Below are 23188 nucleotides of genomic sequence, written 5' to 3' on the forward strand. Positions count from 1 at the left end.
GGGCGAGGAACCACCCGCCCCCTCAAATTTTTACGCACGGTGATTTTTTTGAAAATAAAACAGAAAGGAAAACAGTAAGTTATGGCAAGACCACCCAAACCGCCCGCCTACCTTGATGAAATCGCGGCGCAGCAGTGGAAAGCAAAGGCGAAGCAGCTGGCGGAGCGTGGGGATCTGACGCCTGCCGACTGGAACAACCTTGAGCTGTACTGCGTCAATTACTCGATGTACCGCAAAGCCGTGGAAGACCTTGCCACGCGGGGATTCAGCATAGTGAACAGCCAGGGCGGTGAGAGCCGTAACCCGGCACTGAGCGCAAAAGCTGATGCCGAAAAAATTCTCATAAAAATGTCGTCGCTGCTGGGCTTTGATCCGGTAAGCCGTCGCCGGAATCCGGTAGAAACGGAAGAGGAGGACGAGCTTGACCGTCTGGAATGATTACGCAAACGCCATTAAATCCGGTGAAATTCCGGCCTGTAAGCGCGTAAAACAGGCCGTAGAAAGGTACTTTTCAGACCTGAATGACTCCCGTTATGAGTTTGATACGGCGACCGTAGAGCGATTTATCGCGTTCTCCCGGCTCTGTCCACACGTCAAAGGCCCGCTGCGGGGCCAGCCAATAGAGCTTGAGCCGTGGCAGCAGTTCGCCTTTGCTAACCTGCTGGGCTTTAAGGTCAGGGAGTCAGGGCGCCGGAAGTACAGCAGCGCCTTTATTGAGGTACCGCGTAAGAACGCCAAATCCACCGTAGCCGCCATGCTGGCTAACTGGTTTCTGGTAATGGAGAAGGGCCAGCAGGATATCTACACGGCGGCGGTTAGCCGGGATCAGGCCCGTATTGTGTTCGACGATGCCCGCCAGATGTGCCTGCTGTCAAAACCGCTAAAAAAGCGCGTCAATATTCAGGCGCATAAGGTCATTTTCCCGAAGAGCAACAGCCTGTTAAAGCCGCTGGCGGCGAAAGCGGCCACCATTGAGGGGACTAACCCCAGCCTGGCGATTGTTGATGAATACCATCTTCACCCGGATAACGGCGTTTATTCCGCGCTTGAGCTGGGTATGGGCGCACGTCCGGAGGCGATTTTGTTCGCCATCACGACCGCCGGGAGTAACGTTGTCTCTGCCTGTAAACAGCATTATGACTACTGCTGCCAGATTCTGGCCGGGGAAGAGAGCAACGATTCGCTGTTTGTCCTGATCTACGAGCTGGACGACGAAAGCGAGGTTGAGCAGCCGGAAATGTGGATCAAGGCTAACCCTAACCTGCATGTGTCCGTTGACGCGGCGAAACTGGAGTCCACCATCCAGAAAGCGCGGGGCATACCGTCGCAGTGGGTGGAAATGCTGACCAAACGTTTCAATATCTGGTGTCAGGGCTCCACACCGTGGATGGGCGCCGGTGCATGGGATGCCTGTGCGCTCGACTATACCGAAGACGATCTGGCCGGAATGGAGTGTTATGCCGGGTTTGACCTGTCCTCTACCAGTGACATTACCAGCGTAAGTTACGCTTTCCCGTTCGACAGGGAGATCCGCCTGCTGACCCGCCATTATCTGCCGGAAGCGCAGCTGCTTAACGTCGCCAACAAAAACCGCGCCATCTACCGCCAGTGGGTGAAAGCGGGATGGATACGCACCACGCCCGGCGACTGCATCGACTATGACCGCATCCGTGACGATATTCTGCGCGATGCTGAAACCTTCAATATCCGGCTGGTGGGCTTCGATACGTGGAACGCCACACATCTGCGCACCCAGCTACAGGGGGCGGGCCTCGATGTGGAGCCGTTCCCGCAAACCTATCTCAAATTCAGTCCGGTAGCGAAATCCTTTGAGGTGTTCGTTAACCGCAGAGTGGTGCGCCATCGCGGCGATCCGGTTCTGGCCTGGGCGATTGGTAACGTGGTGATGGAGTCCGACGCTAACGCCAACATTAAGCCCAACAAGAAGAAGTCCTCCAACAAGATAGACCCGGCTGTATCTGCGCTGATGGCGTTCGGTACCTTCCAGGCTGAGCACGAGGATTTTGCTTTCGATATGAGCGACAGCCACAAACAACGGCTGGCGACATTTAACGGTATCTGACAGGAGTAGAATGATGAATACAGCTAATAATGAAACACTTGCGACCATCCGTATGTTTGGCCCGCTCGGCAAAACCTTCGGTAGAACTCACCAGCGCTTGGTGCGGACTACGCATGAGGCTTTCCGGGCTCTGGCCGTAACGATTCCCGGATTCGAAAAATACATGAATACAAGCAGGGCTCGCGGTTTAACGTACGCGATTTATGTCGGGAAAAAGAACATTGGAGCAGATGACCTGGAATTTCCGAACAATGGGCGCGAGATTCATATCGTGCCGGTGGTAATTGGAAGTAAAAAAGCAGGGATGTTACAAACTATTCTCGGCGCGGTACTGGTGGTGGTAGGGGCAATTGGGGTTACGGTTGGTCAGGCATGGGGCGGTGGCACGTGGGGCCCCGTTGCCTGGAAACTCGGCGCGGCTATGATTGCGGGCGGTGTTGTGCAATTACTTTCTCCACAACCTACCGGTCTTGCAAGCAAACAAAGTGCGGATAATAAGGCTTCATACGCATTTGGCGGCGTTACGAATACTGCTGCGCAGGGTTATCCGGTACCATTGCTATATGGAAAGCGCCGTATCGGCGGTGCAATCATATCGGCGGGTATCTATGTGGAGGATCAGCTTTGACAAATCAGGTGCAACTCTGGCCAGAAGGTGAGGTATTTACCCGAGAGGTATTGATACCGACGAAATACGAGCCGTTGCCGGTGGAGGTAACTTACATCGTTCCTCCTTTCGATAACGTTGTGGAGACATGGCAGAACAGGGACCCGGCGAAGGCTTACGCTCTGTTTAGACAGTTCATTGTTGACTGGGATCAGCAGGACAAACTCACCGACGAAATACTTATGTGCTTTCTGACAGCTTACCCTGGTACAGATGAAGCTATTTTTGCCGGTTGGTGTGAGCATATGAAGGCGCAACTGGAGAAAAACAAAGAGTCATTTATCCATTCGCCAAACACTATCAATTAAGCCTGCATACTCGTTATACGGTTGGACTAAAACATTAAGTAGGGGATGACGTGAGAAAGAAAATTACCTTGTTCGTAGCATCAATTTTATTGGCTGGTTGTTCAGTTGATACGATTACAAGCAAACCTCCAATTTTCACTGGTAAAAGCCCAAAAAAACCAGCTGAGGTGGTTCGCTGTTTAGCGCCAAAAATGTCAGATCTGAACCCATCAGCAGTAGCAATGGAAACTGAAACGGGCTACAGAATAGTGGTATCAGTTTCTGACGTAGGCGCTTCAGTTGTTGCCCTTGTGAATGCTGATGGTGAGGGCTCAGAGGTAAAAATGCACGCTTTTACAGCCGGGTACGGAAACCCTTGGGGTAAAATGGCGATGTCCTGCCTATAAAATTGACTGCACCTGTAAGGTACCTCTCAACGAGCCCCTGATGGGGCTTTTTTTATTCCTTTAAGGAATGCTGTATACTCGCCCGCTTTCTATCGTACTCATGCTATCGCTTCTTTTCGGATTTGTGCGATAATCCGTATATCAATCGGTGTATCAATAATCACTGGTTTGCATGGTGTGAAATGGCTATTAACTGATATTAATCAGTGAGATATAAAGATTATGAAACATATTGTTGAAGTGATGATCCCGGAAGCCGAGATCAAAGCGCGTATCGCCGAACTGGGTCGTCAAATCACCGAACATTACAAGGACAGCGGCAGCGAAATGGTGCTGGTCGGTCTGTTGCGCGGCTCTTTCATGTTCATGGCAGACCTGTGCCGTGAGGTGCATGTGCCCCATGAGGTCGATTTTATGACCGCCTCCAGCTACGGCAGCGGCATGTCCACCACCCGTGATGTGAAAATCCTGAAAGATCTGGATGAAGATATTCGTGGCAAAGATGTGTTGATCGTTGAGGACATCATCGACTCCGGCAACACGCTGTCAAAAGTGCGCGAGATCCTGAGCCTGCGTGAGCCAAAATCGCTGGCGATTTGTACCCTGCTGGATAAGCCTGACCGCCGTGAAGTGCAGGTGCCGGTGGAGTTTGTTGGTTTCTCTATCCCGGACGAGTTCGTCGTCGGTTACGGTATTGACTACGCACAGCGTTATCGTCATCTGCCGTATGTTGGGAAAGTGGTATTGCTGGACGAGTAATTGCGGTTTGTTGCCCGGTGGCGCTGCGCTTACCGGGCCTACGAATGGGCACATGTAGGCCGGGTAAGGCGCAGCCGCCACCCGGCTTTGTTTATTTATGGTTTACGTGCTTAAGCTGAAGGTTGGCAATTCCTGAACGGTAACGCTGCTCCAGCGTTTCGCGGTTGGTGGCGGTCACTTCCAGGTTGCGCAGCAGACCATCGTGAATACCGTACGCCCAGCCGTGGATCGAGACCTTCTGCCCGCGCTTCCACGCCGATTGCATGATCGTTGAGTGGCCCAGGTTATACACCTGCTCCATCACGTTGAGTTCGCACAGGGTATCCATGCGGCGCTCCTGCGGCATTTCGCCCAGCAGTGAGCTATGTTTGAACCAGATATCGCGGATGTGGAGCAGCCAGTTATCAATGAGCCCCAGCTCCGTGTTTTCAACCGCCGCCTGCACGCCGCCGCAGCCGTAGTGGCCGCAGATGATGATGTGCTCGACTTGCAGAACGTCAACGGCATACTGAACAACAGAAAGACAGTTGAGATCGGTGTGAATCACCAGGTTGGCAACGTTGCGGTGAACAAACAGTTCGCCGGGCTCGAGGCCGGTCAGGCGCTCCGCCGGTACGCGGCTGTCGGAGCATCCAATCCAGAGAAAGCGTGGGTTTTGCGCCTGCGCGAGTTTTCCAAAAAATCCGGGGTCTTCCTCCACCAGCATTTTTGACCATAGTGCATTGTTGCTGATGAGTGTATCTATGTTGTTCATGGAGGTTAGCGACCTGTAACCGAGTAATTGCGTTGCGCTACTATAGGGTAACCCGACTTTTAATGAAACCACACAACGTGTGTCAGAACTGAAGGTAAGTTAATTTCATGGCAATTGCACTGGAGCTTGAGCAGCTTAAAAAAACCTATCCGGGCGGCGTTCAGGCGCTGCGCGGAATAGATCTTAAAGTAGAGGCCGGTGATTTTTACGCGCTTCTGGGGCCGAACGGGGCGGGGAAATCGACTACCATCGGCATCATTAGCTCGCTGGTGAACAAAACCTCCGGCCGCGTCAGCGTGTTCGGATACGACCTGCAAAAAGATGTGGTCAACGCCAAGCGCCAGCTGGGTCTGGTACCGCAGGAATTCAACTTCAACCCGTTTGAGACGGTGCAGCAGATCGTCGTTAACCAGGCGGGTTATTACGGCGTTGAGCGTAAAGAGGCCCTGGAGCGGAGCGAAAAATACCTCAAGCAGCTCGATCTGTGGGAAAAGCGTAACGAACGCGCCCGGATGTTATCCGGCGGGATGAAGCGCCGCCTGATGATTGCCCGTGCGCTGATGCACGAGCCAAAGCTGCTGATCCTCGATGAGCCGACGGCGGGCGTAGACATTGAGCTGCGCCGCTCCATGTGGGGCTTCCTGAAAGACCTCAATGACAAAGGCACCACCATCATTCTGACTACCCACTACCTGGAAGAGGCGGAAATGCTGTGCCGCAACATCGGCATCATTCAGCACGGCGAGCTGGTGGAAAACACCTCGATGAAGAACCTGCTCTCCAAGCTGAAATCAGAAACCTTTATTCTCGATCTGGCGGCAAAGAGCCCGCTACCGAAGCTTGAAGGGTACCAGTATCGTCTGGTGGATACCTCAACGCTGGAAGTGGAAGTGCTGCGTGAGCAGGGGATTAACAGCGTGTTCTCCCAGCTGAGCGCGCAGGGTATTCAGGTTTTAAGTATGCGTAACAAAGCGAACCGACTGGAAGAGCTGTTTGTCTCTCTGGTGCAGGATAAACAAGGAGACAAGGCATGACGCATCTTTACTGGGTCGCGCTGAAAAGTATCTGGGCGAAAGAGATTAACCGTTTTATGCGCATCTGGGTGCAAACCCTGGTGCCGCCAGTCATCACGATGACGCTCTATTTCATCATCTTCGGTAACCTGATTGGTTCCCGGATTGGTGAGATGCACGGCTTTACCTATATGCAGTTTATCGTGCCTGGCCTGATCATGATGGCGGTGATCACCAACGCCTATGCCAACGTGGCGTCGTCCTTCTTTAGCGCCAAGTTCCAGCGCAATATCGAGGAACTGCTGGTGGCACCGGTGCCAACGCATGTGATCATTGCCGGTTACGTCGGTGGCGGCGTGGCGCGCGGTCTGTGTGTTGGGATCCTGGTGACGGCCATCTCGCTGTTCTTCGTGCCGTTCCAGGTGCACTCCTGGCTTTTCGTGGCCCTGACCCTGCTCCTGACGGCGATCCTCTTCTCGCTGGCCGGTCTGCTGAACGCCGTGTTTGCCAAAACGTTTGACGACATCAGCCTGATCCCGACCTTCGTGCTGACGCCGCTGACCTATCTCGGCGGGGTGTTCTACTCCCTGACGCTGCTGCCGCCGTTCTGGCAGGCGCTGTCGCACCTGAACCCGATCGTCTACATGATCAGCGGTTTCCGCTTTGGCTTCCTCGGCATCACCGATGTGCCGCTGTTTACCACGGTGGCGGTGCTGGTGGTGTTCATCATCGTCTTCTACCTGCTGTGCTGGTATCTGATCCAGCGCGGACGCGGTCTGCGCAGCTAGCCCTCAGCCCGGCGACATTCTGTCTGCCGGGCACTTTCTTTGACAGTTATCACCGAAAGCTAACCTTCACTCCGCTAAACTACTTGCCTGCTAAGGAGAGAGTTATGCTGGGATGGGTTATCACCTGCCACGATGAACGGGCGCAGGACATGCTGCTGAAGCTGGAAGCCAGGTTTGGTCCGCTGCCACAGTGTCGCGCGGTTAACTACTGGCGCGGCTTGAGTACCAACATGCTTGGCCGGATGATGTGCGATGCCCTTCATGAAACCGACACCGGAGACGGCGTGATTTTCCTTACCGATAAATCCGGCGCGGCGCCGTACCGTGCTGCGGCCCTGATGAGCCATAAGCACGACTGCTGCGAGGTGATCTCCGGTATTAGCTTTCCACTGCTTGAAATGATGTATCCCCATCGCGAGACCTTAACCAGCGCAGCGTTCCGTAACGCTATCGTTTCGCTGGGTACCCCGGGCGTCAGCAGCTTGTGGCATCAACAGCAAAAAAATCCTCCCTTTGTCCTGCTGCATGACCTGTATAAGAATTAAACATTGGTATTGATGTCGCTTTTGCTACAATGGCGTAAGTATTTCCGCTTCGAATAAGACCCTCATGTTCACGCGTATTGTTTTCCTGCTATTGATGTTCGTGTCCGGCACTGTTTCGGCCAGTTTATTAAGTCAGCAAAGACTGCCTGCTCAATATATGCAAACCACCGAAGATGCGGCGATTTGGGCGCAGATCGGCAACAGCGTCATTAACGTTGGCAACGTGCGGGCAGGGCAGATCCTCGCGGTGGTGCCTGCGGCGGCGGACTACTATGAATTTCGCTTCGGATTTGGCACGGGCTTTATCGACAAGGGGCATCTGGAGCCGGTTCAGGGCAAACAGCGCGTCGAGGATGGCCTGGGGGATTTGAATAAACCGCTGAGCAATCAAAACCTGATAACGTGGAAAGACACGCCCGTTTATAACGCCCCGAACAACGGCAGCGCACCCTTCGGCACCTTAAGCGCCAATCTTCGCTATCCGATCCTGAACAAACTTAAAGACCGTTTAAACCAGACCTGGTTTCAGATCCGCATCGGTAATCGTCTGGCGTGGATCAGCAGCCTGGATGCGCAGGAAGATAACGGCCTTCCTGTTCTGACCTACCATCATATTTTGCGTGATGAAGAAAACACGCGCTTTCGACATACGTCCACGACGACCAGCGTACGTGCGTTCAATAACCAGATGGCATGGCTTCGCGATCAGGGCTATACCACCCTGACGATGTACCAGCTGGAAGGGTACGTGCGTAACAAAATGAACCTGCCTGCGAAATCGGTGGTGATAACCTTTGACGATGGCCTGAAATCTGTCAGCCGCTATGCTTATCCAGTGCTGAAAGAGTACGGCTTCAATGCTACCGCGTTTATTATCTCTTCCCGCATAAAAGGCCATCCGCAGAAGTGGGACCCTAAATCGCTGCAGTTTATGAGCGTGCAGGAGATTAAGGGGATTCAGGATGTGTTCGATATTCAGTCTCATACCCACTTCCTGCACCGCGTGGATGCCAATAAGCATCCGATTTTACTGAGCCGCAGCTATCACGTGATTTTGTTTGATTTTGAACGCTCGCGTCGCGCGCTGGCGCAGTTTAACCCGCGCGTGCTGTATGTCTCTTACCCCTTCGGCGGCTACGACAGTAAAGCGATAAAGGCGGCGAATGATGCCGGTTTCCATCTGGCGGTGACGACGGTGAAAGGAAAGGTGAAGCCGGGGGATAATCCGTTCTTACTGAAACGCCTGTACATCTTAAGAACGGATTCGCTGGAGACGATGTCGCGGCTGATCAGCAATCAGCCGCAGGGGTAGTGCTTATGCAACCTGAACCGGAATCGCCTTTGCGGTGCGCTTCATTTCATTCTCGCCTTCGAAGTAGGCGACTTTAGGCTGCCAGCGGCGGGCTTCTTCGTCAGACATCATCACGAAGCTGGCGATGATCACGATATCACCCACGTCCGCGCAGTGCGCGGCTGCGCCGTTAACGGAGATGATTTTGGACCCGCGCTCGGCGGCAATCGCGTAGGTAGAGAAGCGTTTACCGTTGTTCACGTTCCAGATATCAATCGCTTCGTTTTCGAGGATACCTGCTGCATCAAGGAAATCCTGGTCAATGGCGCAGGAGCCTTCATAGTGCAGGTCGGCCTGCGTGACTTTCACACGGTGAAGCTTACCTTGCAGCATTTTGCGAATCATTACGTTTACCTATCATTATCAGGGGTGAAGGGAACTACGCCAGCTCAACCACTTTATTGTCGATCAGACGCGCCTGACCTAGCCAGGCCGCCACCAGGATGACTGCGCGCTTGCTGTTCTGGGTTAATTCCAGCAGCGTATCAGCATCACGAATTTGTACGTCGTCAGCACGAAGGCCTTTATCGTTAAGCGCCTGCTCGGCAAGGGCGATAATCTCTTCTGCTGTTAACTCTTTTGCCAGCATCTGCTCTGCCATGGTGTTCATGACCTTGCTTAAGCCCGGCGCGATTTTACGCTGTTCGGCAGTCAGGTAGCCATTTCGCGAGCTGAGTGCCAGACCGTCTTTGGCGCGTACAATCGGTACGCCGACAATCTCGATATCGTAACCCATATCCGCAACCATCTTGCGGATCAGCGCCAGCTGCTGGAAATCTTTCTCGCCAAAGCAGGCTACGTCCGGCTGTACCAGGTTGAACAGCTTGCTGACGATGGTGGAAACGCCGCGGAAATGGCCCGGGCGGCTCGCGCCTTCGAGCATGGTGGAAATGCCCGGGACGTCAACGTAGGTTGCCTCTTCGGTACCCTGCGGGTAAACATCCGCCGGTGCAGGTGAGAAAACGATATCCGCGTGGCGTTTTTTGAGCTTCTCGCAATCTTCCTGCAGGGTACGCGGGTAGCGTGCCAGATCGTCTGCGCGGTCAAACTGCATGGGGTTCACGAAGATACTGACCACCACAATATCTGCCCGTGCACGGGCTTCGTCGACGAGCTTCATGTGGCCGTCATGCAGATTGCCCATGGTCGGGACCAGTGCGATACGTTTACCTTCCTGTCGCGCGCGGCGGATATGCTGGCGAAGCAGCGGCAGGGTTTCAATGATTAGCACAACGAGACTCCTTAATGGAAACTGTGTTCTTCACCCGGGTAAACACCGGATTCAACGTCGGCAATATACTGCCTGACCGCAGCGCGCATGTCGCCCGCTTCGGCGAGGAAATTTTTGGCAAATTTCGGGATGTGTCCGCCAGTGATACCGAAGGCGTCGTGCATCACCAGAATCTGACCGTCGGTGACGTTGCCTGCACCGATACCAATCACCGGAATGGACAGCGCGTCGGTGATGCGTTTCGCCAGCTCAACCGGCACGCACTCCAGCACCAGCAGCTGGGCACCTGCGGCTTCCAGCGCCAGGGCATCATCCAGCAGCGTCTGGGCGGCATCGCCACGGCCCTGCACCTTATAGCCGCCAAAGATATTGACGGACTGCGGCGTCAGGCCTAAATGCCCGCACACCGGCACGGCGCGCTCGGTGAGCATCTTCACCGTATCCACAAGCCAGGCGCCGCCTTCAATTTTGACCATATTGGCACCGGCACGCATCACTGCCGCCGCGTTTTCGAATGCCTGTTCCGGCGTGGCATAGGCCATAAACGGCAGATCGGAAAGCAGCAGGCAGGCTGGGGCGCCACGGCGCACGGCGCGGGTATGGTAAGCGATATCCTCAACCGTTACCGGCAGGGTGGAATCATGTCCTTGTACCGTCATCCCTAACGAGTCCCCGACCAGCATGACGTTGATCCCCTCTTCGGCAAACAGTTTGGCGAAGCTGTAGTCATACGCGGTGATGGTGGCGAAGCGTTTTTTTTCCTGTTTGCATTTCTGCAGTAAGGAGATGGGGGTTGGTTTCATACTGTTTCCTGATAGCCCAAAAGCGAATCTTTGCGCATTCTAACAGTAACATTCGAGGGAACAATGATTTTAGGTAAACGATTAACCATAAATATTTTATGGTTAATCGCTAAAAAAACAGCCTTACCAGCGGGCGGGTTTCTCCGCACCGAGACTGTTGAGAACGGCCTTTAGCGAGAGCCCGTCAGGGAAGGTAAGGGAAGGGGCAACTTCATACAGTGGCCAGAGCATAAACCCGCGATTTTTCATGTCGTAATGCGGTACGGTGAGGCGTTCAGTGTTAATCACCTCATGGCCGAACAGCATAATATCGAGATCAAGCGTGCGCGGCCCCCAGCGTTCGGCTTTGCGTACGCGGCCCTGCTGAAGCTCAATACGCTGGGTATTGTCCAGCAGCGCTTCGGGACCCAGCTCAGTCTCAAGAACCACGGCGGCGTTGAGGTAGTCTGGCTGATCCTGCGGCCCCAGCGGCGGGGTGCGATAGAACGAGGAGACCGCCACGATGCGGCTTTGCGGGATCTCACCCAGCGCCTCTACGGCAGCATTCACCTGCTCCAGCGGTGAGGCTAAATTGCTGCCGATGGCGATATACGCGAGGGTCATGCTGTCCCTTCACGACGCGGCGCGCGTTTGCGCGGGCGACGATGACGGCGACGCGGTTCCGGCTCTTCATCCAGCCCGGTCAGCATATCTTTCTGCTCTGGCGGGGCGGAGACCTGGAATTCAGCCCACCACTGCGCCAGACGCTGCAGCTCCTGGTTGCGTTCAATTTCAGCGCGCAGCGACAGGAGATCGAAGGCGGCACGGAACTTAGGATGCTCCATCAGCTTCCAGGCGCGTTTGCCCTGACGACGGGACATGCGCAGCTGAAGCTGCCAGATGTCGCGCACCAGAGTGGTAATCCGTTTCGGAATGGCGAGCGTGCGGCAGCCTTCGTCCAGCACGTCGTTGGCGGCCAGCGCGAACGCATCGTAATAGGCGAGCCCGCTCTCCTGGGTAATGCGCTGGGCCGTTTCCAGCAGCGGATACCAGAACATCGCGGCAAACAGGAACGCCGGGTTCACGCGCATGTCGTTGCGAATGCGGGTATCGGTATTCTTCAGCACCTGCGCAATCATCCGCTCCATTGGGCTGTCACCGTTTTCGGTGAAGTAGCGGGTAATGGTCGGGAACAGCGGCTGGAACAGGTTGTATTCGCGCAGAAGATTATAGGTTTCAAAACCGTGGCCGGCCTGCAGCAGCTTCAGCGCCTCTTCAAACAGGCGAGCAGGCGGCACGTCGTTAATCAGCGTCGCCAGACGCGGGATCGGCTCGGCCGTTTCCGGGCTGATGCGCATATTGAGCTTGGCGGCAAAACGCACGGCGCGCAGCATACGCACGGGATCTTCACGGTAGCGCGTTTCCGGCGTGCCGATCAGGCGGATCAGACCTTCTTTCAGGTCCTGCATGCCGCCGACGTAATCGCGCACGGTGAAATCCGCCACGCTGTAATAGAGGCTGTTGATGGTGAAGTCGCGACGCTGGGCATCTTCTTCGATAGAGCCGAAGATGTTGTCGCGCAGCAGCATACCGTTCTGGCCGCGCTGCGACGTGGTGCGATCGGATGCGCCCGCTTCGTGGTGGCCGCGGAAGGTCGCCACTTCGATAATTTCCGGCCCAAACATCACGTGAGCCAGACGGAAGCGGCGGCCAACGAGACGACAGTTGCGGAATAATTTGCGCACCTGCTCAGGCGTGGCGTTGGTCGTCACGTCGAAATCTTTCGGTTTTTTGCCCAGCAGTAAATCACGCACCCCACCGCCGACGAGATAGGCCTCGTAGCCCGCTTTATTCAGACGATAGAGTACCTTGAGGGCATTTTCACTGATATCTTTGCGGGAAATAGAGTGCTGCTCACGCGGAATAACCGACATGTGTGGCTGTGCAATAGCATCATTCGCCATGCTCTCTTCGCGGCTTAGCACTTTACGGCAAAAATTAGCGACTCGGGTAAAAATGGTACACCTCGTAGTGTGTTTTGTTATGAAAAAAGCGGCTAATCATAGCTCAGCGCAACGCATTTGAGAATGCTGGATTTTTGGCACAGCCCTGAGCGTCCAGTTGGCGATGGCCATTTTCAGCAGTTCGTCAATACGCAGATCCTGCCATTCGTTGGTTACATTCTGGTTGAGAAAACGCAGCGCGTCGATCAAAACAGGACGCGGATCGCCGTCTGGCAGGGCCGGGGCGTGGTTCTGCTTTGATAATTTTAAGCCCTGCGCATTAACCGCCAGCGGCAGATGAATATAGTCCGGTGCCGTCCAGCCAAACTGGTGATACAGCGAGATTTGCCGTACGGTGGGCTCGACCAGATCCGCCCCGCGCACAATTTCCGTCACGCCCTGGAAATGATCGTCCACCACCACGGCCAGGTTGTAGGCGAACAGGCCATCGCGACGGTGAATAATAAAATCCTCACGCGCCAGACGTTCATCGGCATGAATCTCACCGGAGAGTAAATCGTGAAAGCGCGTCACCGGTGAGCGCTGCAGTATTCGCACGGCGGCATTTTCAGGACCGTTGTTCAACGTGCGGCAGTGGCCGTCATAGACGCCGCCTGCGCTCTGGATACGCGCGCGGGTGCAGGTGCAGTTATAGGAAAGCCCCTGAGCGCGAAGCCAGGCCAGACGTTCCCGATACGCCTCGTGACGTGTCGACTGCCACAGAACCTCGTCATCCCAGTGAAGACCGTAATGTTCCAGCTGACGCAGAATCGTCTCTGCTGCACCGGGAACTTCACGCGGAGGGTCAATATCTTCAATGCGGACGAGCCATTTTCCCTGACGGGCGCGAGCCTGCAGGTAGCTGCCGAGCGCGGCAATTAATGAGCCGAAGTGTAATTCACCGGAAGGAGATGGCGCGAAGCGCCCAATATAGTGTGATTCAGACATATCAACAGTAACAAGGCGGGAGAGACTCCCGCCTTTGGAGTGTGTAAACAGCGCTGGTGTTAACCGGCCATCTGTTTTTCGCGGATTTCGGCCAGCGTTTTGCAGTCGATGCACAGATCGGCGGTTGGACGCGCTTCCAGGCGACGAATGCCAATTTCAACACCGCAGGATTCGCAGTAGCCAAAATCTTCGTCTTCGACTTTTTTCAGCGTTTTCTCGATCTTTTTGATCAGTTTGCGTTCGCGGTCACGGTTACGCAGTTCGAGGCTGAACTCTTCTTCCTGAGCGGCACGGTCTACCGGATCCGGGAAGTTAGCAGCTTCATCCTGCATATGAGTAACGGTGCGATCGACTTCATCCCTGAGTTGATTACGCCATGCTTCAAGAATACGCTTGAAGTGCGACAGCTGGGCTTCGTTCATATACTCTTCGCCCGGTTTCTCTTGATACGGCTCCACCCCAGCGATGGCGAGAATACTCAGGGACGATGTTTTACGGTTTTGCCCTTCTTGCATGTTGCTTCTCCTTAACACGCACTATCGATCCCCGTGTTGGGGGAAAAATCAGGTCGCTATAAATAGCAGATGCTTTTCCGTATGGCAATTATCTAAACGTAACACTTGACAAGCCTGTGAGGAAAAGCGTATTTGCGCACGCGGCCAGAACACTTAATAGTCAATCGTCTAATCCCTTATAAGACAATGGGAAGAGAGGATCTCAGAGTCATATTATCGGCAGAAAGTTCCGCTTTATAAGCGAAAACCTCTACCCCCTGCTTTTGTGCCTCATTCAACAATTGCGCGTATTTAGGATCAATATGGCGGGCAGGGGAGAAACGTTCAATGGCTGAATGCAATACCGCAAACAGCAATACGGCGCGTTTGCCCGCCGCCGCAACACTCATTAGCTCTCGCAGATGCTTCTGACCACGTAGCGTTACCGCATCCGGGAAGTAGCCATTTTCCTGTTCCGCTAACGTCACTGATTTTACTTCAATATAGCACTCCGGCCTGTCTTCCGCCTGTAACATGAAGTCAATTCTGCTGCCTTCATCGCCATATTTCACTTCGCTTTTATGCGTGCCATAACCAACCAGTTCGGGAATAACGCCATGGGTCAGCGCTTCCTTAACTAACTGATTGGCGCGCAGGGTATTAACGCAAATAAATGCCCCGTTTTGGGTTTCGGTCATTTCCCAGGTATGAGCATATTTGCGTTTAGTATTTTCTGATGTGGAATACCAGACCCTGTCACCCGGCGTCGCACAGCCCGTCATGGCACCGGTATTGGGGCAGTGCAGGGTGAGCTGTTCGCCTTCTGGCGTGATCACATCGGCGAGGAAGCGTTTGTAGCGTTGGACAAGCGTAGCGTGCTGCAGGGGAGGACTAAACTTCATCAGAATTCCTTTCGGTGTCGCCCAGCGTCCAGCGCTGTAGCGGCGTATAGCGGGTGCGTCCCTGAATAAAGACGGATTCATAAAGCGCGAATGTGTTGACCTGAAAGGCCCAGTGAAAACCCGGCGGCGGGATGGCAACGGCCTGACCGGCATCGCGCAGCAGGGTGATGTGCGGATGAAACGGCTGTGGGCTTTGATAACAGCCGCTGCGCGCCGCCTGCGCGCGCAGCATGTTCGCCAGCTGAAATAATCCGCGCGGAGGCTGTCGCGTACCCAGCCAGACCACGCGCGAACGCAGCCACTGGCCCGCGTCGTCGAGGTGCAGCGTAAATTCCGGCTGGGCAATACGCCCTGCCATGGCGGCTAGCGCCCGCTGTTTTTCGGCACTGACGTCGCCCAAAAAGGCCAGCGTCAGGTGCAGGTTGGCCGCCGCGACAGGGCGACCGGCCTCCGGCGGGAAGTGGTCAGCGCGCCAGCGAACAATTTGACGCTGTAAGGGGGTGGGCAATTCAATGGCAAAAAACAGCCGTTTCGACTCAGGCATACGGAGGACTCGGTAATGATATGCGCCGATGCTACAATGTACGCCGACGAATGTTAACCCTCTGGAGCTGTTAGTGTCCTCATTGCCGGTCGCCGTTGTTCTTCCTGACCTTCTCGCTGCCTTACGCCATTCCCCGCAGGTTTTGCTGAATGCCCCGACGGGGGCGGGTAAGTCCACCTGGCTGCCGCTGCAGATTCTGAAAGAGGGGAACATCAGCGGGAAAATTATCCTGCTGGAGCCGCGCAGGCTGGCCGCGCGCAACGTAGCGCAGCGCCTCGCGGAACTGCTGAATGAAAAACCGGGCGAAACGGTAGGGTACAGGATGCGCGCCGAGACCTGCGTGGGTCCGACAACGCGCCTTGAGGTGGTCACCGAGGGCATTCTCACCCGCATGCTGCAAAACGATCCGGAGCTGACCGGCGTCGGGCTGGTGATCCTGGATGAATTTCACGAGCGCAGCCTGCAGGCGGATCTGGCCCTCGCGCTGTTGCTGGACGTTCAGCAGGGACTGCGTGACGATCTCCGGCTGCTGATAATGTCGGCCACGCTGGACAATGCGCGGCTACGGCAGGCGTTACCCGATGCGCCTGTCATCAGCTCTGAAGGGCGGGCGTTTCCAGTTGAACGCCGCTATCAACCGCTTCCCTCCCATCAGCGTTTTGACGAAGCGGTCGCCATTGCCACCGCAGAACTGCTGCGTCAGGAACCCGGCTCGCTGCTGCTGTTTTTGCCGGGCGTCGGGGAGATCCAGCGCGTGCAGGAGCAGCTTTCCTCTCGCGTAGGCGGTGATGTACTGCTCTGCCCGCTCTACGGCGCGCTGTCGCTGCAGGAGCAGCGTAAAGCTATCCTTCCTGCCCCGGTGGGACAGCGCAAGGTGGTACTGGCAACCAATATTGCTGAAACCAGTTTGACCATCGAAGGTATTCGCCTGGTGGTCGATAGCGCACAGGAGAGGGTGGCAAGCTTTGACCCGCGCACCGGGCTGACTAAACTCCTGACGCAGCGCATCAGCCAGGCATCAATGGTGCAGCGCGCGGGCCGCGCGGGGCGACTTGAGCCGGGTATCTGCCTGCATTTGACCAGCGCAGAGCAGGCGGAACGCGCGGCGCAGCAAAGCACACCGGAAATTTTACAAAGCGATTTGTCTGGCCTGGTGATGGATCTGCTGCAGTGGGGCTGCCCGGATCCTGGACAGCTTACCTGGCTTGATTCCCCGCCAGCCGTGAACCTCACCGCTGCGCGCAACCTGTTGACCCAGCTTGGTGCGCTGGAAGGCGAACGTCTGACGGTACGCGGCCAGAAAATGGCGGCACTGGGCAACGATCCGCGTCTGGCCGCGATGCTGGTGGCCGCGCAGGGGGAAGATGAGATTGCCACGGCGGCCAAACTGGCGGCTATCCTTGAGGAGCCGCCGCGCGGAGGCAGCAGCGATCTGGGGCAGGCGTTTTCGCGCAATCAGGGGAACTGGCAGCAGCGGGCGCAGCAGCTCTGTAAGCGGCTTAACAGCCGCGGCGGCGTGCCAGACAGTGAGAGCCTCTCCCGGCTGTTAGCGCAGGCGTTTCCGGACCGGATTGCGCGTCGGCGCGGGCTGGACGGTCGCTACCAGCTGGCAAACGGTATGGGGGCGATGCTGGACAGCGATGATGCCCTTACGCGTCATGAGTGGCTGATTGCGCCGCTCCTGCTGCAGGGGAGCAACTCCCCGGATGCGCGTATCCTGCAGGCGATTGCCGTCGATATTGACGCCCTGACCCGTACCTGTCCGCATCTGCTCCAGCAATCGGACATCGTCGAGTGGGATGACGCCCAGGGCACGCTGAAGGCGTTTCGTCGTAGCCAGATTGGCAAACTGACACTCGGAACGAAGCCGCTGGCGAAGCCGTCGGAAGACGAGCTCCATCAGGCTATGCTGAACGGCATTCGGGAAAAAGGGCTCAGCGTGCTGAACTGGACGCCGGAGGCTGAACAGTACCGCATTCGCCTGCACTGTGCCGCTCGCTGGTTGCCGGAGTACGCCTGGCCAGCGGTGGATGACGAAACGTTACTCGCGTCGCTGGAGACCTGGCTACTGCCGCAGATGAGCGGCGTACACTCCCTGCGGGCGCTGAAAGCGCTTGATGTTAAGGTCGCGTTACAGAATTTACTGGACTGGTCATTGCGTCAACGTCTGGATAGTGAACTGCCAGGGCATTACACTGTGCCGACCGGAAGCCGGATTGCCATCCGTTATCATGAGGATAATCCGCCGGCGCTGGCGGTTCGAATGCAGGAGATGTTTGGTGAGGCAACCACGCCGTCTATCGCTGAAGGGCGCGTGCCGTTGGTGCTTGAACTGCTGTCGCCTGCGCATCGACCCTTGCAGATCACTCGCGATCTGGGGGCGTTCTGGGCGGGGAGCTACCGTGACGTGCAGAAAGAGATGAAAGGGCGGTACCCCAAACACGTCTGGCCGGACGATCCGGCGAATACGGCGCCGACGAAGCGGACGAAGAAGTATTCCTGATAGGGATGTGCGGCCTGATGCCCTCACCCCGGCCCTCTCCCACAGGGAGAGGGAGAACTAATTTTGAGAGATTTCTTCTTTCACAGACCGGTGGAAGAAAAGAGAATCGGGCCTTTGCGCCTGAAAGTTGCGGAGAAAAAGCATGGCGGGGAATGACCGCGAGCCAATAGGACGTAAGGGAAGACCAACGCGTCCGGCGAAAGAAAAGGTAAGCCGTCGTCGCCTCAGAGATGAGGACTATGACGATGACTATGAAGACGATGATGAGGATGAAGAACCGATGCCGCGTAAAGGGAAAGGCAAAGGGCGCAAGCCTCGGGGCAAACGCGGCTGGTTCTGGCTGCTGCTGAAGCTCTTTATTGTTTTTGTTGTGCTGATGGCAATTTACGGCGTCTATCTGGATCAGAAGATCCGCAGCCGTATCGACGGTAAAGTCTGGCAGTTGCCTGCGGCAGTGTATGGCCGCATGGTGAACCTTGAGCCAGATATGTCCATCACGAAAAACGAAATGGTAAAACTGCTGGAAGCCACCCAGTATCGTCAGGTGTCAAAAATGACGCGCCCTGGCGAATTCACCGTGCAGGCCAACAGCATTGAGATGATCCGCCGTCCGTTTGATTTCCCGGACAGCAAAGAGGGTCAGGTGCGCGCGCGTCTGACCTTTGACGGCGATCGTCTGGATACCATCGAGAACATGGATAACAACCGTCAGTTCGGTTTCTTCCGTCTCGATCCCCGTCTGATCACCATGCTCTCGTCGGCGAACGGCGAACAGCGTCTGTTCGTGGCGCGTAACGGCTTCCCGGATCTGCTGGTTGATACCCTGCTGGCAACCGAAGACCGCCACTTCTACGAGCATGACGGCATCAGCCTCTACTCGATTGGCCGTGCGGTCCTGGCGAACCTGACCGCGGGCCGTACCGTGCAGGGGGCAAGTACGCTGACCCAGCAGCTGGTGAAGAACCTGTTCCTCTCCAGCGAGCGCTCTTACTGGCGTAAAGCGAACGAAGCGTATATGGCCGTGCTGATGGATGCGCGCTACAGCAAGGATCGTATCCTTGAGCTGTATATGAACGAGGTGTACCTCGGTCAGAGCGGCGACAACGAAATCCGCGGCTTCCCGCTGGCGAGCCTGTACTACTTTGGTCGTCCGGTCGAAGAGTTGAGTCTGGATCAGCAGGCGCTGCTGGTGGGCATGGTGAAAGGGGCGTCCATTTATAACCCGTGGCGTAACCCGAAACTGGCGCTGGAGCGTCGTAACCTCGTTCTGCGTCTGCTGCAACAGCAGCAGGTGATTGACCAGGAGCTGTACGACATGCTGAGCGCGCGTCCGCTCGGCGTGCAGCCGCGCGGCGGGGTGATCTCGCCTCAGCCTGCGTTTATGCAGCTGGTGCGTCAGGAGCTGCAGAGCAAGCTGGGTGATAAAGTGAAAGATCTCTCCGGCGTGAAGATCTTTACGACCTTTGACTCCGTGGCGCAGGATGCGGCAGAAAAAGCGGCGGTGGAAGGCATTCCGGCGCTGAAGAAACAGCGTAAGCTCTCCGATCTTGAAACCGCGATGGTGGTGGTTGACCGTAACTCCGGCGAAGTTCGTGCGATGGTGGGCGGTGCCGAGCCGCAGTTTGCTGGCTATAACCGTGCCATGCAGGCGCGTCGCTCGATCGGCTCTCTGGCAAAACCGGCAACCTATCTCACTGCCCTGAGTCAGCCAAACCAGTATCGTCTGAATACCTGGATTGCGGATGCGCCGATCTCCCTGCGCCAGCCTAACGGCCAGGTGTGGTCACCGCAGAACGACGACAAGCAGTTTAGCGGTCAGGTGATGCTGGTGGATGCGTTGACGCGCTCCATGAACGTGCCGACGGTGAACCTGGGCATGTCGCTGGGTCTGCCAGCGATTGTCGATACCTGGCAGAAGCTGGGCGTGGCGAAAGATCAGCTGCACCCGGTACCGGCGATGATCCTGGGGGCGCTCAACCTGACGCCGATCGAAGTGGCGCAGGCGTTCCAGACGATCGCCAGCGGCGGTAACCGCGCGCCGCTCTCCGCCCTGCGTTCAGTGATTGCCGAAGATGGCTCCGTGCTGTATCAGAGCTTCCCGCAGGCGGAACGTGCCGTTCCTGCGCAGGCAGCCTATATGACGCTGTGGACGATGCAGCAGGTGGTGCAGCGCGGTACCGGCCGTCAGCTGGGGGCGAAGTATCCGGGCCTGCATCTGGCGGGTAAAACCGGGACCACCAACAACAACGTTGATACCTGGTTTGCCGGTATTGATGGTCGTGAAGTGGTGATCACCTGGGTAGGCCGCGACAACAACCAGCCGACCAAGCTGTACGGCGCGAGCGGGGCGATGTCGATTTACCAGCGCTATCTGGCGAATCAGTCCCCGGTGCCGCTGAACCTGGTTGCGCCGGAAGATATCGTCGATATGGGCGTGGACAGTTCCGGTAACTTCGTCTGCGGCGGCGGAATGCGTACTCTGCCGGTCTGGACAACCAACCCGGATTCCCTGTGCCAGCAAAGCCAGCCAGAACAGCCAACGGGTAACCCGTTTGAGCAGTCTTCTCAGCCACAGCAGCCGCAGCAGCAACAGCCGCAGCAGCAGAACGAGAAGAAAGACAGCGATGGTGTCGCAGGCTGGATTAAAGATATGTTCGGCGGTAACTAACCGCGTGAGGTCCCCCCGCAAGGGGGGATTTTTTTACCCATTCCCCCCCTTTTTTTAACCCTCTTTTTAATATTGATTAACCCTTCGTTCTCTCCTGGTTATTTCTTAAACCCTTAATTCTCGTAGGGCCGCTTACTGCTTGCTATGCAGTCAGCGTTTCGCCTATTATGCTGCGGTCATAATAATAATTCTCGTTTACGTTATCATTCACTTTTCCATCAGAGATACACCATGGCGCTTTCCAATACTGCTCAGCCAATCAATACGTCGCTGCGTAAAATCGCGGTCGTCGTCGCCACAGCGGTTGCCGGCATGTCGGCATATACACATGCTGCCGAAACCCCGAAAAAAGAAGAAACCATTACGGTAACCGCAGCACCTGCGGCACAGGAAAGTGCCTGGGGACCGGCACCCACGATTGCGGCTAAACGCACCGCCACCGCGACCAAGACCGATACCCCGATTGAGAAAACCCCGCAGTCTATTTCTGTCGTCACCCGTGAGGAGATGGACATGAAGCAGCCGGGGACGGTTAAACAGTCGCTGGCCTATACGCCGAGCGTGTTCGCAACACGCGGGGCGTCTACAACGTATGACGTTGTTTCTATTCGTGGGTTCACCACCTCCAGCACCGTGAATACTAACCAGTATCTGGACGGGATGAAGCTGCAGGGAGATAACTATTCTGAAGCGTCTATGGATCCGTATTTCCTTGAGCGCGTCGAGCTGCTGCGTGGCCCAACGTCCGTTCTGTACGGTAAAAGCCACCCGGGCGGCGTGGTCAGCATGGTCAGCAAGCGCCCAACCACCGAGCCACTGAAAGAAATTCAGTTCAAAATGGGTACCGATAACCTGTGGCAGACCGGGTTTGATTTCAGCGATGCGATTGATGATGACGGCGTGTGGTCATACCGTCTGACCGGTCTGGGGCGCAGCGAAAATGCGCAGCAGGAGATGGTGAAATCTTCCCGCTACGCCATTGCACCTGCTTTCAGCTGGCGTCCTGACGATAAAACCGATTTTACTTTCCTGAGCAACTTCCAGAGCGATCCGGATGCAGGCTATTACGGCTGGCTGCCGCGGGAAGGTACCGTTGTGCCTTACTACGATGCCAACGGCAAAGCACACAAGCTGCCGACCGATTTCAACGAAGGTGAAGAAGATAACAAGATCTCCCGTCGTCAGAAAATGGTGGGTTACAGCTTCTCGCATCAGTTTGATGACACCTTTACCGTGCGTCAAAACCTGCGTTACACCAAAATCAATACGCTTTACCGTTCCGTCTACGGTAACGGCTATATTGCACCGGCTCAGATCAGCCGCGCGTATGTACGCTCCGATGAGGACCTCAACTCGTTTACCGTTGATACTCAGCTTCAGTCCAAATTTGCGACGGGTGCAGTGGATCATACCCTGTTGACGGGCGTTGATTACCTCCGCATGCGTAATGATATTGATGCTGACTACGGCACGGCCGATCCCATCAGTATGACGAAGCCTGCGTACGGCAATCCAAATGTCGACGTTTACTACCTTTACAAAGTGCTCAACCGTCAGGAACAAACCGGCCTTTATGCGCAGGATCAGGCTGAATGGGATAAGTGGGTACTCACAATGGGTGGCCGCTATGACTTTGCGAAAACCTCAGCACTGACGCGTACAACCGGTACTACCGCGGAAATCAACGATCAGGCATTCACGTGGCGCGGCGGGATTAACTACCTGTTCGACAACGGCATCACGCCTTATTTCAGCTATAGCGAATCGTTCGAACCGATTTCGGGTACCACTCAGGGCGGCAAACCGTTCGATCCTGCACGCGGCAAGCAGTATGAAGCGGGCGTGAAGTACGTACCGAAAGATCTGCCTGTTGTGGTCACGGCTGCTGTTTATCAGTTAACCAAAAACAACAACCTGACGGCCGATCCGGCGAACCCAACCAGCGGCTTTAGCGTGTAGGGCGGTGAAATTCGCTCTCGCGGTTTCGAACTGGAAGCGAAAGCTGCCGTCTCTGCCAACGTGAACGTGACGGCTTCCTATAGCTTTACTGATGCCAAATACACGCACGATACCTGGTATGAAGGCCGTCGTCCGGCGGAAGTGCCGCGCAATATGGCGTCTCTGTGGGCAGATTACACCTTCCACGAGACGGCGTTGAGCGGTCTGACGGTAGGGGCTGGCACCCGTTACATCGGTAACACCGTGTCCTATTACTCTGCTTCGTCGCCAAAAGCCTACCAGTCGTTCAACGTCGCGGGCTATGCCCTGGCGGATGCCACAGTGAAATACGATCTGGCACGCTTTGGACTTCCCGGCTCTTCTGTCGGCGTCAACGTGAACAACATCTTCGATCGCGAATACGTCTCCAGCTGCTACAGCGAATATGCCTGCTACTGGGGAGCAGGACGTCAGGTTGTTGCTACCGCGACCTTCCGCTTCTAATCTCTCTTCGGGCACGG

The 23188-nt window shown here is 55.8% G+C and carries 22 protein-coding genes and 1 pseudogene; 13 read left to right on the forward strand and 10 right to left on the reverse strand.

All coding sequences use genetic code 11. The features are described from left to right. Nucleotides 1–81: 81 nt before the first annotated feature. The 6 genes from HMPREF3143_RS10030 (at nt 82) to hpt (ending at nt 4203) form a co-directional block, all read left to right on the forward strand. Nucleotides 82–438: a phage terminase small subunit P27 family gene (locus HMPREF3143_RS10030; RefSeq protein ID WP_023326190.1), complete on the forward strand. Its 357-nt coding sequence runs from the start codon at nt 82–84 to the stop codon at nt 436–438. Then, the gene (locus HMPREF3143_RS10035) at nt 422–2083 is read left to right on the forward strand and encodes a terminase large subunit (RefSeq protein ID WP_048210791.1); all 1662 of its coding nucleotides are present in this window, start codon (nt 422–424) and stop codon (nt 2081–2083) included. Before HMPREF3143_RS10030 ends, HMPREF3143_RS10035 begins: the two co-directional genes overlap by 17 nt. Nucleotides 2084–2096: 13 nt before the next feature. Further along, nucleotides 2097–2711, forward strand: coding sequence for a tail assembly protein (locus HMPREF3143_RS10040; RefSeq protein ID WP_023304451.1), 615 nt, complete (start codon nt 2097–2099; stop codon nt 2709–2711). Beyond that, complete coding sequence (locus tag HMPREF3143_RS10045; RefSeq protein WP_023304450.1) at nt 2708–3058, forward strand: hypothetical protein; 351 nt, start codon at nt 2708–2710, stop codon at nt 3056–3058. Before HMPREF3143_RS10040 ends, HMPREF3143_RS10045 begins: the two co-directional genes overlap by 4 nt. Nucleotides 3059–3108: 50 nt before the next feature. Beyond that, complete coding sequence (locus HMPREF3143_RS25605) at nt 3109–3444, forward strand: hypothetical protein (RefSeq protein WP_072059680.1); 336 nt, start codon at nt 3109–3111, stop codon at nt 3442–3444. Between the two features lie 222 nt (nt 3445–3666). Further along, nucleotides 3667–4203 (forward strand): hypoxanthine phosphoribosyltransferase, encoded by a 537-nt coding sequence (gene hpt, locus HMPREF3143_RS10050; protein WP_023293251.1) that lies wholly within the window; start codon nt 3667–3669, stop codon nt 4201–4203. Between the two features lie 91 nt (nt 4204–4294). Here hpt and can read toward each other — a convergent pair whose 3' ends face one another. Next, nucleotides 4295–4957, reverse strand: coding sequence for a carbonate dehydratase (gene can / locus HMPREF3143_RS10055; RefSeq protein WP_008501947.1), 663 nt, complete (start codon nt 4955–4957; stop codon nt 4295–4297). Nucleotides 4958–5064: 107 nt separating this feature from the next. Here can and HMPREF3143_RS10060 point away from each other — a divergent pair, with 107 nt between their 5' ends. The 4 genes from HMPREF3143_RS10060 to HMPREF3143_RS10075 all read left to right on the forward strand — a co-directional run bounded on the left by HMPREF3143_RS10060 (nt 5065) and on the right by HMPREF3143_RS10075 (nt 8615). Further along, nucleotides 5065–5991 (forward strand): ABC transporter ATP-binding protein, encoded by a 927-nt coding sequence (locus HMPREF3143_RS10060; protein WP_008501946.1) that lies wholly within the window; start codon nt 5065–5067, stop codon nt 5989–5991. Beyond that, on the forward strand, nt 5988–6758 hold the full coding sequence (locus tag HMPREF3143_RS10065) for an ABC transporter permease (protein WP_008501945.1): 771 nt from the start codon (nt 5988–5990) through the stop codon (nt 6756–6758). The genes HMPREF3143_RS10060 and HMPREF3143_RS10065 overlap by 4 nt, the downstream gene beginning before the upstream one ends. Nucleotides 6759–6862: 104 nt before the next feature. Continuing rightward, nucleotides 6863–7303: a PTS sugar transporter subunit IIA gene (locus tag HMPREF3143_RS10070; protein WP_008501944.1), complete on the forward strand. Its 441-nt coding sequence runs from the start codon at nt 6863–6865 to the stop codon at nt 7301–7303. A 64-nt stretch (nt 7304–7367) separates the two neighbouring features. After that, entirely contained in the window at nt 7368–8615 is a 1248-nt protein-coding gene (locus HMPREF3143_RS10075; RefSeq protein ID WP_063616190.1) for a polysaccharide deacetylase family protein, read from the forward strand. Nucleotides 8616–8618: 3 nt separating this feature from the next. Here HMPREF3143_RS10075 and panD read toward each other — a convergent pair whose 3' ends face one another. The 9 genes from panD to thpR all read right to left on the reverse strand — a co-directional run bounded on the left by panD (nt 8619) and on the right by thpR (nt 15558). After that, nucleotides 8619–8999, reverse strand: a complete 381-nt coding sequence (gene panD, locus HMPREF3143_RS10080; RefSeq protein WP_006173750.1) for an aspartate 1-decarboxylase — start codon at nt 8997–8999, stop codon at nt 8619–8621. A gap of 34 nt (nt 9000–9033) precedes the next feature. Beyond that, complete coding sequence (panC, locus tag HMPREF3143_RS10085; RefSeq protein WP_008501942.1) at nt 9034–9885, reverse strand: pantoate--beta-alanine ligase; 852 nt, start codon at nt 9883–9885, stop codon at nt 9034–9036. Nucleotides 9886–9896: 11 nt separating this feature from the next. After that, nucleotides 9897–10688, reverse strand: a complete 792-nt coding sequence (gene panB, locus HMPREF3143_RS10090) for a 3-methyl-2-oxobutanoate hydroxymethyltransferase (protein ID WP_070532953.1) — start codon at nt 10686–10688, stop codon at nt 9897–9899. A 123-nt stretch (nt 10689–10811) separates the two neighbouring features. After that, nucleotides 10812–11291 carry a 2-amino-4-hydroxy-6-hydroxymethyldihydropteridine diphosphokinase gene (folK, locus tag HMPREF3143_RS10095; RefSeq protein ID WP_021240500.1) on the reverse strand — a complete coding sequence of 160 codons (480 nt, stop codon included), beginning with the start codon at nt 11289–11291 and terminating at the stop codon, nt 10812–10814. Continuing rightward, nucleotides 11288–12685, reverse strand: coding sequence for a polynucleotide adenylyltransferase PcnB (pcnB, locus tag HMPREF3143_RS10100; protein WP_084832167.1), 1398 nt, complete (start codon nt 12683–12685; stop codon nt 11288–11290). Before pcnB ends, folK begins: the two co-directional genes overlap by 4 nt. Before the next feature lie 42 nt (nt 12686–12727). Further along, nucleotides 12728–13618, reverse strand: coding sequence for a tRNA glutamyl-Q(34) synthetase GluQRS (gene gluQRS / locus HMPREF3143_RS10105; RefSeq protein ID WP_008501938.1), 891 nt, complete (start codon nt 13616–13618; stop codon nt 12728–12730). Between the two features lie 59 nt (nt 13619–13677). Further along, nucleotides 13678–14133, reverse strand: coding sequence for an RNA polymerase-binding protein DksA (dksA, locus tag HMPREF3143_RS10110; protein ID WP_001155232.1), 456 nt, complete (start codon nt 14131–14133; stop codon nt 13678–13680). A gap of 176 nt (nt 14134–14309) precedes the next feature. Continuing rightward, a complete protein-coding gene (gene sfsA, locus HMPREF3143_RS10115) occupies nt 14310–15014 on the reverse strand; it encodes a DNA/RNA nuclease SfsA (RefSeq protein WP_021240498.1) in 705 nt (234 codons plus the stop codon). Next, entirely contained in the window at nt 15004–15558 is a 555-nt protein-coding gene (thpR, locus tag HMPREF3143_RS10120) for an RNA 2',3'-cyclic phosphodiesterase (RefSeq protein WP_070532957.1), read from the reverse strand. The genes sfsA and thpR overlap by 11 nt, the downstream gene beginning before the upstream one ends. A gap of 73 nt (nt 15559–15631) precedes the next feature. Between thpR and hrpB the strand changes: the two genes are divergently transcribed. The 3 genes and pseudogenes from hrpB (at nt 15632) to fhuA (ending at nt 23171) form a co-directional block, all read left to right on the forward strand. Beyond that, nucleotides 15632–18061: an ATP-dependent helicase HrpB gene (gene hrpB, locus HMPREF3143_RS10125; RefSeq protein ID WP_046091654.1), complete on the forward strand. Its 2430-nt coding sequence runs from the start codon at nt 15632–15634 to the stop codon at nt 18059–18061. Nucleotides 18062–18203: 142 nt separating this feature from the next. Continuing rightward, a complete protein-coding gene (mrcB, locus tag HMPREF3143_RS10130) occupies nt 18204–20729 on the forward strand; it encodes a bifunctional glycosyl transferase/transpeptidase (protein ID WP_008501930.1) in 2526 nt (841 codons plus the stop codon). A gap of 231 nt (nt 20730–20960) precedes the next feature. After that, nucleotides 20961–23171 (forward strand): annotated as a pseudogene (gene fhuA / locus HMPREF3143_RS10135) (ferrichrome porin FhuA). The last annotated feature ends 17 nt before the right edge of the window (nt 23172–23188 follow it).

The organism is Enterobacter sp. HMSC16D10, assembly GCF_001807145.1.
Taxonomy (GTDB): domain Bacteria; phylum Pseudomonadota; class Gammaproteobacteria; order Enterobacterales; family Enterobacteriaceae; genus Enterobacter; species Enterobacter roggenkampii.